We start from the raw sequence: 14,185 nt of genomic DNA on the forward strand, positions 1-14,185 counted from the left end.
CAGGGCGACGGGGGGAGGCTAGCAGAGGGCGCGCAGTTTAGCGGCTGAGGTGCGGATATCCAGCAAAACAAGTGACAAGGACGCGCTGAGCCGTCCCTGTCTTGAACGTGATGAGCGTCGGGCGCGGGGTTATTGCACTTGGGTCATGTTGATGTCTTGTAAGCCATGGATCAGGTCTTTGAGGGTGTCGTAGCGTTTTTGGTGGATGGTTGGCCAGCTTTCACGTTCGATAAAAATCTGACCATTGGCGTCGGTTCTCAAAGGGGTATGCACAATTTCGTGGTTATTTGAGCGATGTATCAACTGGGCGCCTTGAGGGGATGCGCTGTCCAGGCGGAAGAACCCCGGAGCCGGTAGCCTGTTATTGGTTTGCGATGGGGAGAGGGCTGGTAAATGGGGCTTTGTGCCTGGAATGTCGATTTGCAGCCAGTAATCGTTTTTCAAAAAGCGGTAGTTAGCATGTTTGTTATCCGCGGGGATGATTTCACCGATGTCCTGACGCAAGCCGCGGCTGGTGCCCGGGGCTGAATCCGATACTCGCACGGATATCGCCCCTTCAAGTTCGGCCAGCCCCGGTATGCCCTCAAAGGTGTTGGCATGTGAGTTGCCCGTCAGGGCTATCCATTTGCCTCCTGGGTTTTGGGCCTGATGAGCGCGAATCGTACGGGAGGCAAAGTAGCTGAACATTTCATAACGGTTTAGCCAGGGCGTTTCGCTCGGTGTGCTTTTCGGGTAGTAACTGGCCGAGCAGTCAACCGCGATAACCCTGATGCCATGCCGTCTGGCCTCGCGCACCAGTTGGCTGAAGGTATGGCGGCTGGAGGGGTTGATCTGATGACCAAAATCCTGATCCTCAAGGTATTTGTTCAACCTGAGCGGCATTTTTCCGCTTTGGAAGTAGTCATCCAGAAGGCTTTGGTGCAGGTCGCTTTGCAGGTGCTCCATGTAGAGGACCTTTACGTCGTGTCTGGCAAACTCGGCCATGTTGTCGATCAGGATCTTTTTACTCGATTGGTGAGAGTGGGTTTCACCCCACACGATGCCATCTGACTGCTCGAACAGGTGGTTGATCAACGCTTGTTCCTGCACGTTGCCAGGTAATTGCGGGCGGGTGGCCCGGGGTTTTGCAGGTTTTGTCAGGAAGTAGGCCTTGGCATCCGCGAGCAACTTGATCCGCAGCTCCTTGAATGCCCGGTGGGCAAGGCTGCGCTCGGACGCAAAATCCATAAAGTCAGTGATGCCATCGAGTACTGAACGATGGTTCTCGGTGATGTCCCGAAGTGCTTCCTGGTACTCGGCGGGCATGTCGTAGTCGCTGTATTTGAGGTGGGGCACATCGCCAGGCAACTCGGTGAGATGCCCCGTCAGAGGTACCCAGCGTTTGCTGTTGTCCGCCAGCCTGTGCTTGATTTGCCAGCGGCCTGCGGTGCGCCGGACCTTGAAGCTGGCGCTTGCGCCAGCGCTTGAACTCGATTGCGGTTGCAAGTACCAGTTGCGGCCCAGCCAGCCGCTGTAGACTTCGAACACGTCGCTGTCCTGCTTGATATATCGCATGTTGTCTATGCGATAGATGCCCTGCTCGTCAGGGGTGTAGCGGCTGAGATCGACGCCTCTGACGCGCGCGTTGTCGATTACCCTTTCAATGCCGGGCTTTTGTTTGAGCAAAGGGGTTGTTGGATCGACATCCCATTGCCCGGCCGAGAGTTCGCGCAAGGGGATGCTGTACGGTGCGTTGGGTTTGCGCTCATCCAGTGCGCGCCAGGTGTTGTCCAGGTTGTCGTACTGGCTGCGATAGAACCTGCCGTTTCTGTTTTTGGTGTAGCAGGCGGTCTGACCATTGGCAGTGGGCGCTTCATACACACCTGCACCGTATTCATCCCCCGTGCGCAGCCTGAGCCTGGCACCGGGATAATGGCTGGCAGCAGCGGGGCTCAACGAGGGTACGGGCTGTTTTGCGCGTTGACGTATCGAATTGCCGAATACGGCTGAGCCGGTAAAGTCCGAGGCGCCGTCAGTCAGGTAGGTGATGGACTCCATAAAGTGCAGCAGAGCTTCGTGTTTTTCGTCGCGCTGCAGGGCATCAAGGCCTCTGATGATCTGAGCGATAAACCGCGCCAGTACGATGGGCAGCAGCACTCGGGTGGGCAATGCGAAAGACAGGATGTCGATTGCCGTCAGTACGGCCTCTTTGGCAGTGTTTACGTTGCTTTCCCAGGTAGAAGTCGACTGCTCGTCAGCATCGCGGATGGCGTGCAAGGCCTCGGTGTCGTAGGACGCTTCGAACAGGTCATGGCTGATGCCCTGCAGTTGCAGATTGGCCTCGCTCAGTCCCCGCTCCAACAGCGGCTTGATATACGGCTGTTGCGCCGGTGTGACGTGGCGCATCACATAGGCTCGCCAAATAGGCCGTGACAGGATCTGGCCCAGCTCGTTGCGTGAGTTGGCAACCAGGAACCAGCGGCTCTCAGGCCCGCCGGGGGTGTAGCACAGCAGTTGCCCGGAGCCGGTGGCGCTGAACACCAGCAAACCCGGTAGTGGTTTATAGCGCAACATCAGCAGATGGACTTTGACCTGCTCACCGTTGATTTGTGCACGGTTGTTCTCTACGGGCTGCTCAAGCGCAGCCCTGACCCATGACACCTGTTGGGTGGTCAGCGCACCCGCCAGCGTGGCTTCAAGCAAGTCCAGGTTCAGTTGTGCCTGCTTAAAAGCGACATAGCGCTCCTTGCGCCATTGGGCCTGGCTGGAGTTGACCAGTAGCTCCTTGAGATTTTTTTTGTAGCGCTCGCCAATATCCAGCTGGCGCACCAGCGTTTTCAGATAGCTGCTGGTCAGCACGGCATGTTTCTGGCCCGCTCCATCCTTGACTTGTGCAGTGAGGGCGAAAGTGACGTCCCAGATACCGACATTGGACAGCGCCAGCTCACTCAGGCTACGGCGTGTGGTGTGGTAACTGATGATCGGCCCGGTTCTGCCCAGGCTCATGCCTGCAGGAAACCCGGAACCACTGACAGGGTTGATCAAAGGGCCGGTGCGCAGGGCTTCAGTGGTCGAGATGAAGATCTCGTCCGGGTCGACGTCTATGCCGTGGTCTTTTTTGATCTGTTGCTGTAACTGAAGGCGGGCATAACCCAGCAGTGTATGTTTGCGGCCGATTTCGCTGAGGGGTTGGGCGTCATCGGATTCTGCCGCCAGGCGCTCGTGATTCAGGCGCTCAACGGCCAGCCGCCACTGGGTTTTTTGGCTGTCTGAAGCAGTCTTCAACCAGTCGGGCAATTGGCTTTCCAGCAATCGGGTATAGCGCCCGCGCAGTATGTTGGCGGGATTTAGGGGCAGGCTTGCAGCCAGGGATTGGTCGACGCAGTCGGATAGCTGATCGAGGGATGTGTCTTGCTTGAGATTGCGTGCCACCGACCAGGCATGGTGCATGTCGCTTTTTTGTTTGTTGATCAATTGATCGCTGAAGACGGTAGCTATGGCGCTGTCTGCAACCGGGCTGTAGTCGACTTGCTCATGGGCCAGGGCGCGCTCCCGATCTTCGGTGAGTACGCACGTGAGCAGTGTTTCACGCTGGTAAGGATCGTTGAGCCGGGTCGTCAGTTCCTGGCTGAGGGCTGCGAGTGAATCGAACACTTCCAGGCCAGTGTTCGGCAGGTAAAGCACTGAAGGCCGCGGGGTGGGGTCCAGGGCAGTGCGCTTGTCCTGCGCGTTGGCTGAGATCAGGGGCAGGTGTTTCGTGGTAATCACGAAGGCGCCGTGCAGCACTGCAGCCCTTTGCATGAGACGACCGCTGAGTGCCAGCGTGTAAAAGCCGTAGGGGCCGGGTGTTTTTGGCGCGGGAGATGGGCTGGCATCAGGGAGTACCTGATTGATCATGTCCAGGGCGGTGGGGCTGAAGGTGCTGTCCTCGTGGCGCACGGAGGCTTCTGCGCGGATCAGCCTGTGGGCAAATTGCGACAGCCAGTCTTTGGGCGCTTGCCCATTGAGGTCCTTGTGGGGTGTGCGCCAGAAGTCGTTAAGGGCATCCCTCACACACAACTGCGGGGAGCGGACGACAAACTCAAGGTATTTTTCGAGTTCAGGGGCGGATACCCCGGCCGTTCGATCCTCCTCGTCAAGGGTATAGGCGTAGTTGTAGACGCGGGTGGCACCCTGTACGAAGGTCGGGATCTGGCCGGTCAGGTAGCACTGGTCTATCAGGGCAGTCACCGACTGGCTGGAGATAGTGGGGTTTTGGCCAGGCTGGGCTGCGATCTCTTCATTGATGAAAAGAAAGTCGGTGCAGGTGTCAGCGGGCAACCGCGGAAAAAATACCCGCAGGCAGTGATCCAGCGACAGATCAAGGTTGGGCAAGGCATTGCGCAGCACGAGCAGTTCGCGCTCTGCGTCTTTGAGGTTAGCGAGTGCACTGGGCATGGGGTCGTTCCTGTCTATTGACGCGTACGTCGGTGTATCCACAGGAAATCCCAAAACGTTCGGGTGTTAGGGCTACATATATGTGGCCCGGCGATTTTTTTGCAGATGAGGGCGCGCAATAGGGCGTGGCAAATCGTGCAGGGTCACTGCGGGCGTCTTTACGCTATAATCCCGCTCTTTAGCTGTTTCTCGAACTGCGAGGAACGCATCATTTTTTCAGGCGCCCGCCGCCTGCCTGCATTCAAAAGAGGCTAATCCAGTGGCATTGACGATTCTTGGCCTGTCCGGCGCCCTTAGCCATGATCCCTCCGCAGCCCTCTATATCGACGGCAAGCTGGTAGCGGCGGCTGAAGAAGAGCGCTTCGTACGCGATAAGCATGCAAAGAACCGCATGCCCTACGAGTCCGCAAAATTCTGTCTTGAACAAGCGGGTATCAAACCTTCCGACGTTGACGTGGTGGCGATCCCGTTCGCTCCGATCAGCTTGTTCGGCAAGGCTCGCTGGCACTACGCCAAGCGCTACTGGTACGCCCCGGACCGCGCCCTTGACGCGATCCTGATGGGCAACCGGCGCTACAAGCGCTACCGCAACAAGATCGTGTTCTGCCTTGAGCAGCTGGGCTTCGACCCGAAGAAAATCAAGATCGAACCGGTCGAGCACCACCTGGCTCACGCATCCAGCGCCTACCACTGCTCGGGTTTCAAAGAGAAAACCGCGATCCTGGGCATCGATGGCAAGGGCGAGTACGCCACGACCTTCTTCGGCTACGGCGAAAACGGCAAGATCACCAAGATCAAGGAGTTCTTCGACCCGGACTCCCTGGGTGGCCTGTACGGTGCAATCACCGAGTTCCTCGGTTTCGAGATGCTCGATGGCGAATTCAAGGTCATGGGCATGGCGCCGTACGGCGACGCCAGCAAATACGACTTCTCGCGTCTGGCCTCGTTCGAAAACGGCGAACTGGTGATCAACACCGAATACGCCAACGTGATCGGTCTGCGTCGCTACAAAGAGAACGGCAAGGGCTTCTACTTCTCGCCAAAACTGATCGAGTGGCTGGGCCCCAAGCGCGAAGGCGATATCGCCGACGAGCCGTACATCCACTACGCAGCCAGCATGCAGGCGCTGTTTGAAAAACTGTCGCTGCAGATGATCGACTACTACCTGGGCGACATCCTCAAGGAAACCGGCAAAATTGCCTTTGCGGGCGGCTGCGCGTTGAACGTGAAGCTGAACCAGAAAATCATTGCCCGCCCGGAAGTCAAAGAACTGTTCGTACAGCCTGCGTCCGGTGATGCCGGTACCGCAGTCGGTGCAGCGGCGTATGTATCCCACGCTCGCGGCGTGCCGGTCGAGAAGATGGAACACGTCTACCTCGGCCCTGCGTACAGCAACGAAGACGTGATCGCGGCCTGTGCCCGTCACCCTGGCAAACCTGCCTACCGCCGCATCGAAAACACCCCGGAGCGCATCGCCAAGATCATGGTCGATGGCAACCCGGTAGCGTGGTTCCAGGGGCGCATGGAGTTCGGCCCGCGTGCATTGGGCGGTCGCTCGATCATCGGTTGCCCGAGCAGCGAAGGCGTGGCAGACCGCATCAACGAACAGATCAAGTTCCGCGAGCGCTGGAGGCCTTTCTGCCCGTCGATGCTCGACACCGTAGGCCCGCAGATGATCAAGGTCGATCACCCGGCACCCTTCATGACCTTCACTTTCGAAGTGGCTGAAGAGTGGAAGACCCGCGTGCCGGAGGTTGTCCATGAAGATGGTACTTCCCGCGCCCAGGTGCTCAAGCGCGAATACAACCCGCGTTATTACGACATGATGAAGGCGCTGGAAGTGCTGACCGGTAACGGCGTTTCGCTGAACACTTCGCTTAACCGTCGTGGCGAGCCTATGGTTTGCTCGCCGACTGACGCGCTGAACATGTTCTTCGGTTCCGATCTGCAGTACCTGATCATGGAAGACATCCTGGTGGTTAAAGACGGCGCCGAGACTTATGAATCGCTCGACTGAGCGTCATGTGCTGCAGTTCTGCCACGGCTATGACGGGCCGTTCCTGGACTGTGCGCGCCAGTACGCGAGCCTGTTTGCCGGTACCGGGTACAAGGTCACCACGGTCTTCCTGACCGGGGCAACCGACCCTGAAGTGGCAGCAGGCTGTGCGTCTGATGAAGTGATCTTTATGGAATTCAGCTCCAGGGCCATTCGTGGCCTGAAGCTGGGTGCCATCGCCAGGCTGCGCAAGATCGCAGCCTCGCGCAATTTCAGTTTTTGCATCGCCCACCGCTTCAAGCCGATTTATATCGCCTTGTTGGCCACCGGTTTGCCGGTGATCGGCGTGCATCATGCGTTTGGCGATTATCAGCGTCGCAGCCGCAAGCTGTTTGCCCACCTGTTTCGCAAGCGCCTGAGCCTGCTCGGTGTTTCCGACGCGGTGCGTGACGACATGCGCAAGTGCCTGCCCAAGTGGCCAGCCGGGCGTATCAACACGCTCTATAACCGTATCGATATCGATGCGGTCCAGGCCGGGCAATTGTCTGGCACCCCGGCGCGCGAAGCGTTGGGGCTGTCGGTCGATGGCTTTATTGTCGGCAACGTCGGTCGCCTGCATCCGGACAAGGACCAGGCCACGCTGATTCGCGGTTTTGCCCTGGCGTTGCCCAATCTGCCGACTGACAGCCAACTGGTCATTATGGGCAAGGGGCGTCTGGAGGAGGATCTCAAAGAGCTGAGCAATGAGCTGGGGATCGGCGATCAGGTGCTGTTTTTGGGCCAGGTGCCTGATGCACGCCGCTATTTCAGGGCCTTTGACGTGTTTGCGTTGAGCTCTGATCACGAACCGTTTGGCATGGTGCTGCTTGAGGCTATGGCTGCCGGTGTGCCGTTGCTGGCAACGGCCTGTGGCGGCGCCAAAGAAGTGGTCGAGGGCGTGGGGATTTTGTTCCCGCTGGGCGATGCCGAGCATCTGGCCCAGGGCCTGCAGCACCTGGCTCAACTCGATGATGAGCAGCGCATGGCCTGCGCCGAACTGATGCTTGAGCGTTTGCACGAACGTTTTAGTGATCGGGCGGTGCGCAATACCTTCTGGCACTTGGCGCAAGTCACCGACCTGATTGCGGAGTCCTGATGCTCAATCGATTTCAAGGCTGGCGTGAGCGCGGCTGGAGCGTTGTGGATTCCGGCACTTATGCCGATGCCTGGCAGCGTTTTGGCGGCAGCGTCGCTACCCACCCGATGGTCGTTGAACGTCTGGCGCAGTTGGCCGGTATTCCTGTGCGTTATCTTGCCTGGGAGCAGGTCGGCAAGCTGAAAGCGGCTATCCCGACCTGGGGGCGCGATCTGGCCTTGTCCAAGGACGTGCTCAAGCGTCATGGCAAAAAAGGCTTGTTCGATCTGGGCAATGCCGAGCTGATTCTGCCGGCGGCTGCCGATGCGGCGGCACCTTTGCGTCATCGTGGGCGGTATCTGTCGCAGCTCAATGAAGGTCGTTTCAGCAACCTGGTACTGCAAACCGAGCAGTTGGCCATGGCTCGCACGCCGGAAGAACTGTCGAAAAAATTCCGCTACAACCAGCGCCGCGAACTGCGCCTCCTGGAAGAGGCGGGCGGTGTTGTGCGCCCGGTATCGGAGTTTTCCAGTGCTGAGTTGGCGAGCATATACTGCGATCTGTTTTTGCGCCGCTGGGGCTTTGTTGCCACAGGGGCCGAGCGGATGGCCGAGGTCATCGAGCTGTTGCGCGAGCTGTTGATCGGCTCGGTGATTTTCCTCAACGATGCGCCGATAGCGATTCAATTGGTGTACCGCGCTGAGTCGCCCGAGTGGATCAGTGTCGAGTACGTCAATGGCGGTGTTGACCCTCAGACCCGTGAATTCAGCCCTGGCAGCGTGTTGAGTTTTATCAATACCCAATCTGCCTGGGAGCAGGCCCGCAGTCTCAACAAGCCTTTGCGCTTCTCGTTCGGCCGCGCCGACCGTGAATACAAAGAGCGTTGGTGCAACCCGGTGCCCGTGTTCAAAGTCTGAAACACAAATCTTGTAGGTGCGGACTTGCTCGCGATGGTATCACTGCGTTTTTTAACATCCCGCAGTGCCTGCATCGCGAACAGGTTCGCTCCCACGGGAGATCAATCACAAGAGCCTAGCCATGAGCCAACCCGCCTCGCGCAAACAGCAACTTCTCAAGCGTCATCGGCGCAACAAGCGTATTGGCCTGCTGATCGGCCTGCTGGTGCTGATTGCCAGTGGCGTGTTGCTGGCCTGGTGGTTGCCACCGGTGTTGGCGGTGCTGGGCTGGGTGGCCCATGAAGCATGGTTTGCCGATCATCTGTTCTATTCGCCCAAGGACGATTACCAGTACAGCTTCCCGGCCGGCAGCGAGCAGCCGGCGGTGCGCCTTGAGGGCGACAAGCTGGTAGCGGAGCAGCCGCTGCAACTGGCGGGAGATGAAACCCTGATCCTGGAGGTCAAGGTTAAAAGTGGCTGGCTGGGACGCTTTGTTGACCCGTATGTGCAACTGTCGGGTGGCGAGTCGGCGGACCGGCAAACTTTCGAGCGTGGCGTGAATGGCCAGCGCTACCTGAACGTGAGTGGTTGTGCGCAGGCGCTGGTCGCGGGGCAGTTGCGTGTGCGCGGGCGCTACTGCCGCGTTTTGGGCCAACCTGAACTGCGGATTTTCCGTCAACCCGATTATCGCCAGCAGCGGATCATGGTTGTTGCGCCCCACGCCGATGATGCAGAGCTGGCCGCGTTTGGCCTGTACAGCCAGGCCAAAGAAGCCTGGATCGTGACCCTGACCGCTGGCGAAATCGAAGCCGGGCATTATCAGCAAATGGGCCTGCCACGGGCAGAGGCCGCCCGCCTCAAGGGCCGTTTGCGCGCCTGGGACAGCATGGTCGTACCGCGCTGGGCCGGGGTGCCTGAAGCCCATTGCGCGCAATTGGGTTATTTTTGCCTGCAATTGCCCGCCATGCAGGGCGCTCCCGATCAGCCGATGGCCTCGCGCGAGGCCGATTTGAGCGACATTCGCGTATTCCGCCAATTCAACCCGTTCCCGTTGCCCGCCGATCAGGACGGCGCGCCGACCTGGCATAACCTGCTGGCCGACTTGCGTGCATTGATTCTGCGCGCGCGCCCTGAAGTGATCGTGCTTCCGCACCCGTCAATCGACCCGCACCCGGACCATATCTGTGCCCATGACGCTGTCATCGAGGCCCTTGAAGGCCTGGAGTGGCAGCCGACCACGATGCTCGGCTACGCCAACCACCTGCATGACAACGATCGCTGGCCGATGGGTAACAGCGGTGACGGCATTGCCTTGCCGCCGGTGTTCGATGCCACGCTCTGCCTGCGCCCTTGCAGCCTGCCGTTGAGCCTTGCACAGCAACGCGACAAGGCCATGGCGCTGGGGATGATGCATGACCTGCAGCCACGGGCTGCGCTCAAGCGCAGGATTAGACGATCGATACAGCAACTCCTGGCAGGCAGAAAGCCATCGCCTTATGGTGAGAATGAGTTTTTCCGCAAGGCCGTCAGGCGTCATGAGCTGTTTTGGCAACTAAAATAATAAGCACATATAAAAAGCGGTCATAGCATTGACCCTAATCTCGACCTTTACATTGAGTTCCCTGTGATAAAACCATCACCGCGTATTTTATTTGTGATCCCGTACTTCGGCCGGTGGCCGTTCTGGATGCCGTTTTTCCTAGAAAGCTGTCGGCACAATCCCGATATTAACTGGCTATTTTTCAGCGACTGTGGGGTACCTGAAAATCTGCCGGCCAATGTGACCGTTGAATCGATCAGCTTTACCGACTATTGCCGTAAGGTTTCTGAGCGCCTGAAGATCAATTTCGCACCCAAAGAGGCTTATAAACTGTGCGATATCAAGCCGGCGTTGGGCTATATCCACGAAGATCGTCTGCAGGGCTATGATTTCTGGGCCTTCGGCGATATTGATCTGGTGTACGGAGACCTGCGCAGTTATTTCACCGCCGAGCGGCTGGCCCGCTATGACCTGTTTTCAACCCACGAACGCCGGGTCGCGGGGCATTTGTGCCTGATGCGCAATACGTCATGCAAGCGCGAGCTGTTCATGCGGATAAAGGACTGGCAGCAGCGCTTTACTGACAATCAGCATCATGCGCTGGATGAAGGTGCCTTCAGCCGGATCTTCCTGTGGCGCAAGAACCTGCCCAAACCGCTGTTCGAGCTGGTGGGCAAGTTCAACCCGCTGCGTCGCACCAGTGAGTTTACCGAGGCCTTCAGTACCCCCGGCGGCTGCATTAAGTGGCATGACGGCACGGAAAATTTCCCGGGCAAGTGGTTCTGGAAAAACGGCATATTGAAAAACGATCGTGACGGCGATCACACCTTTCCTTACTTTCACTTCGTGTGTTGGAAGCGTAACGAGTGGGCCAAGCTGCCTGCTCCCGATCCAGTTGCAATCCAGCGTCTGGCGGCAGAGCCTGCCTGGGTTATTGATGCCACCGGATTTCACCGGGGAGAGTTATGAAGCGTTCCAAGGTTTTGCAATTGCAGCCCGACTACAACGTCAAGTCCCATGACTTTGCCGACCTCGCCGAGCAGATCGTACGCGCATTGCCCCGTGAGCATTACGAGATCACGGCGGCCTTTTTGCGTGGGCGCCCGGGGCCGGGCGAGCCAGTGAGCAAGGCCGACCACTCGGTGTATTTCGAGTTCAGCGACAAGTCGCTCAAGGGCATGCGGTTGCGCGCCATGTGGGCGTTGTACAAGTTCTGCCGCAAAGAGCAGTTTGATGTGGTGATCTGCAACCGCTTCAAGCCGGTGAACATGATGCTGCAGCTCAACCGCTGGCTGAAAATCCCGCTGTGCGTGGGTATTTCCCACGGGTTTGGCGAGTACGACCGTTTTTACCGGCGCAGCCAGGCCAAGCGCCTGATCGACAAGCACTGGCGCTTTGTCGGCGTGTCGCCTGCGGTCAAACAGTACCTGCTGGACTGCCAGTGCGGTTTCACCGACGCCAATACTTACGCGATCACCAACGCCATCGATATCGAGCAGGCCGAAGCCCTGCAGCTGCCACGCCAGCAGGCGCGTGAAAAGCTCGGCCTCGATCAGGATGCGCGGATGATCGGCGCGCTGGGACGTCTGGTGCCTATCAAGGGCCACCGCTTTTTGCTGCAAGCCTTCGCGGCATTGAAAGACAAATACCCGAACGCGCAATTGGCCATTATTGGTGCCGGCCGCGAGGAGTCGCGTTTGCGCGAGCAGATCGGGCAACTGGGGCTCGATGGTCGTGCGCATTTGTTGGGCTTCCAGGAGAACGCCCTGCAGTACGTGCGTGCCTTTGATATCTGGACCATGCCTTCACTGGCCGAAGGCCTGGGGCTGGCGCTGCTCGAAGGCATGAGTGGGCACTTGCCGGTGATCGCCAGCAATGTACCGGCCATGCTGCCGCTGATTGAAGGGGCGGGCGGCCTGGCGGTGAAGCCCAGCGACGTGGCAACGCTCACCGCAGCGCTGGACGAGTACCTGGCCCTGTCGGACGACGCTTTGCGAGCCAAGGGCGAGCAGGCGTTCCGCTACTTGCAGCAAAACCACGACATTGAGGTATTCCGCCAGGAGTATCTGGACCTGATCGACTCGGGCCTGCGCCAGGCCCGTAAGGAATACCCATGACTGACTTGCAACCCCTGGTGACGGTGATCATCGCCTCCTACAACCACGGGCCCTACATAGAACAAAGCATCCAGAGCGTTCTGGATCAGACTTATCCCAATATCGAATTGCTGGTGATCGATGACGGCTCGCCTGATGACAGCGTGGAGCGTATCCAGCGTTTGCAGGCGGTACATGGTTTCGACTTTCGAGTGCAACAGAACCAGGGCCTGACCAATACCCTCAATGGTGCGATTGCTCGGGCCAAGGGCAGCCTGATCGTGCCCTTCGGTTCCGATGACATCATGATGCCGGACCGTATCGCGGTGCAGGTTGCCTACATGGATGGCAAGCCGGAAGTGGGGATTTGCGCGGGCAATATCGAGTTGATCGATGCCAATGGCAACCTGTTCCCGGAAAAACGCCAGCGCCGTGATGTACCGTTCCGGCGCCTGGACTTCGATGACATGTTCCTGGAGCGCAAACCGTATCCGCCTGCGCCGACCCTGATGATCCGCCGTGAAGCACTGGACAAGGTAGGGGGGTTTGACCCGAGCATTCGCCTGGAAGACTTGTATATCGAGCTGAAGATTACCCATGCCGGGTACTTTATCGACGGCCTGAACGTAGTGATGGCGCGCTATCGCAAGCACGCGACCAACTCGTACAAGAACCACCGGTTCATGATCGACAGCATTCTGCGCATTTATGCCCAGTTCAGCGATCACCCGCTGTACGACGAGGTGCGCTACAAGTTCCTCAATTCCATGTTCCTGAAAACGGCCAACCGCAATCGTGCCCTGGCTCGCGAGCTGTTGGCGCAGATTCCGTTCAAGCGCTGGACGGGCAAAACCTGGCGTGGGCTGGGGCGGCTGTATTTCTCACCCCTGGAAAAAGACTGACGGCGTGCGAGGGGTTATTCCGGCTCGACCTGTGAGGTTGTCCGGGTACGCCGGCGCAGTCGGCGCACAACCCTTTTGCCTGCGGCCATGCCCGGCTTCTCGATGTAGAGGAAGCTCAGGCTGCTGAGCACAATCAACAGGCAGCTGCTCAGGGCCGCCAGCAGCAGGAACACCAGCGGCTCTCTGGTATCCAGTGGCAGCCCCAGTGGCAGGCGTTGCAACATCAGCCAGATCAGAAAGCCGTGTAACAGGTAGGTGCTGTAGCTGATTTCACCCATCCAGCGAATGCTGCGCTTGGCCAATGCGCCAAACAGCGTATGCCCGGAGGCGATGATCGAGAACGCCAGGGTAAGCAACAGCAGCGGGAAGAACGCAAAGCTCTTGCGGAACAGGGTCAGCACGGCCATCAGCACAACCAATGCAATGACCCCTGCAACGGGCGTCCGGCTCCAGGCCAGCAGCCTGGGCGTGCGTACCCAGTACGCCGCGGCCACGCCACCGAGAAAGCTCATCAGAATGTGCTTTTTCAGCGAGTGCTCCCAACCTACCACCTGATACAGCGCATAGATGGCGATCAGGCACAGTGCAGTCTGTCGCCAGTCGCTGCGGTACAGAAACACCATCCCGAACAGCGGCAACGCCATATAGAAGAACACTTCGTAGCTCAGGGTCCAGGTGACGTTGGCAATCAGCCCGCCGGTTTGCGGGAATTGATTGATGTCCGGGCGATCAAAAAACAGCCAGGCCAGTATCTGGCCGGCAATCTCCAGCGGGGTGTCCTTGAGTGTCCAGTCCTGGATGTAGAACACGCTGACAATCACCAGCAGCATCAGCGGCAAATATAGCGGGTACAGGCGGAAAACCCGGGACACGGCGAAGGCCAGCCAGTCGTATTCACGGCCTTTCTCGAGCAAACGCCCCCAGAACAGAAAGGCCGTGATCATGAAAAACAAGGCCACGCTGGCCAGGCCGATCTGGGCGTAGAACCGGGTCGAGGGCATTTCAAATGCCCCGGTATGCAGGAACACCCAGGTAATGGCGGTGTGGTGAATGAACACACCAAAGGCCAAATAGCCGCGCAAGCCATCAACACTGCTATAGCGGCCTTGAGCTGAGTGCTCCAGATTGCGCTGGATGGTCGGCGACCACCGCAGCAGCAATGCTGACGTCATGATCGCCAGGCCATAGGCCAGCACCGCCCACAAGGGGTTACTGCTGTCCAGGC

The 14,185-nt window shown here is 58.5% G+C and carries 9 protein-coding genes; 7 read left to right on the forward strand and 2 right to left on the reverse strand.

From position 1 onward, the window contains the following. Nucleotides 1-129: 129 nt before the first annotated feature. Nucleotides 130-4,416, reverse strand: a complete 4,287-nt coding sequence (locus tag GHN92_RS07830) for a membrane-targeted effector domain-containing toxin (protein ID WP_153379835.1) — start codon at nt 4,414-4,416, stop codon at nt 130-132. Nucleotides 4,417-4,675: 259 nt separating this feature from the next. Between GHN92_RS07830 and GHN92_RS07835 the strand changes: the two genes are divergently transcribed. The 7 genes from GHN92_RS07835 (at nt 4,676) to GHN92_RS07865 (ending at nt 12,960) form a co-directional block, all read left to right on the forward strand. Next, nucleotides 4,676-6,433, forward strand: a complete 1,758-nt coding sequence (locus GHN92_RS07835) for a carbamoyltransferase (RefSeq protein WP_095000915.1) — start codon at nt 4,676-4,678, stop codon at nt 6,431-6,433. Further along, complete coding sequence (locus GHN92_RS07840; protein ID WP_095000916.1) at nt 6,417-7,547, forward strand: glycosyltransferase; 1,131 nt, start codon at nt 6,417-6,419, stop codon at nt 7,545-7,547. Before GHN92_RS07835 ends, GHN92_RS07840 begins: the two co-directional genes overlap by 17 nt. After that, entirely contained in the window at nt 7,547-8,443 is an 897-nt protein-coding gene (locus GHN92_RS07845; protein WP_153379837.1) for an antimicrobial resistance protein Mig-14, read from the forward strand. The genes GHN92_RS07840 and GHN92_RS07845 overlap by 1 nt, the downstream gene beginning before the upstream one ends. Nucleotides 8,444-8,564: 121 nt before the next feature. Beyond that, on the forward strand, nt 8,565-9,983 hold the full coding sequence (locus GHN92_RS07850) for a PIG-L deacetylase family protein (RefSeq protein ID WP_153379839.1): 1,419 nt from the start codon (nt 8,565-8,567) through the stop codon (nt 9,981-9,983). 63 nt (nt 9,984-10,046) lie between these two features. Next, complete coding sequence (locus tag GHN92_RS07855) at nt 10,047-10,931, forward strand: DUF6625 family protein (protein WP_170943714.1); 885 nt, start codon at nt 10,047-10,049, stop codon at nt 10,929-10,931. Next, a complete protein-coding gene (locus GHN92_RS07860) occupies nt 10,928-12,079 on the forward strand; it encodes a glycosyltransferase family 4 protein (protein ID WP_153379841.1) in 1,152 nt (383 codons plus the stop codon). Before GHN92_RS07855 ends, GHN92_RS07860 begins: the two co-directional genes overlap by 4 nt. After that, entirely contained in the window at nt 12,076-12,960 is an 885-nt protein-coding gene (locus GHN92_RS07865; protein ID WP_095000921.1) for a glycosyltransferase, read from the forward strand. Before GHN92_RS07860 ends, GHN92_RS07865 begins: the two co-directional genes overlap by 4 nt. A gap of 14 nt (nt 12,961-12,974) precedes the next feature. Here the strand turns inward: GHN92_RS07865 and GHN92_RS07870 are convergent, their stop codons facing one another. Continuing rightward, a complete protein-coding gene (locus GHN92_RS07870; protein ID WP_232527670.1) occupies nt 12,975-14,183 on the reverse strand; it encodes an acyltransferase in 1,209 nt (402 codons plus the stop codon). Nucleotides 14,184-14,185: the final 2 nt, after the last annotated feature.

The organism is Pseudomonas sp. FSL R10-2964 (genome assembly GCF_009600035.1).
Lineage (GTDB): Bacteria > Pseudomonadota > Gammaproteobacteria > Pseudomonadales > Pseudomonadaceae > Aquipseudomonas > Aquipseudomonas bubulae.

Excerpts from the sequence above, each read along its gene's own strand:
- GHN92_RS07865 (WP_095000921.1), top strand. The coding sequence starts at position 12,076 with ATGACTGACTTGCAACCCCTGGTGACGGTGATCATCGCCTCCTACAAC.
- GHN92_RS07850 (WP_153379839.1), top strand. The coding sequence starts at position 8,565 with ATGAGCCAACCCGCCTCGCGCAAACAGCAACTTCTCAAGCGTCATCGG.
- GHN92_RS07845 (WP_153379837.1), top strand. The coding sequence starts at position 7,547 with ATGCTCAATCGATTTCAAGGCTGGCGTGAGCGCGGCTGGAGCGTTGTG.
- GHN92_RS07830 (WP_153379835.1), bottom strand. The coding sequence starts at position 4,416 with ATGCCCAGTGCACTCGCTAACCTCAAAGACGCAGAGCGCGAACTGCTC.
- GHN92_RS07860 (WP_153379841.1), top strand. The coding sequence starts at position 10,928 with ATGAAGCGTTCCAAGGTTTTGCAATTGCAGCCCGACTACAACGTCAAG.
- GHN92_RS07840 (WP_095000916.1), top strand. The coding sequence starts at position 6,417 with ATGAATCGCTCGACTGAGCGTCATGTGCTGCAGTTCTGCCACGGCTAT.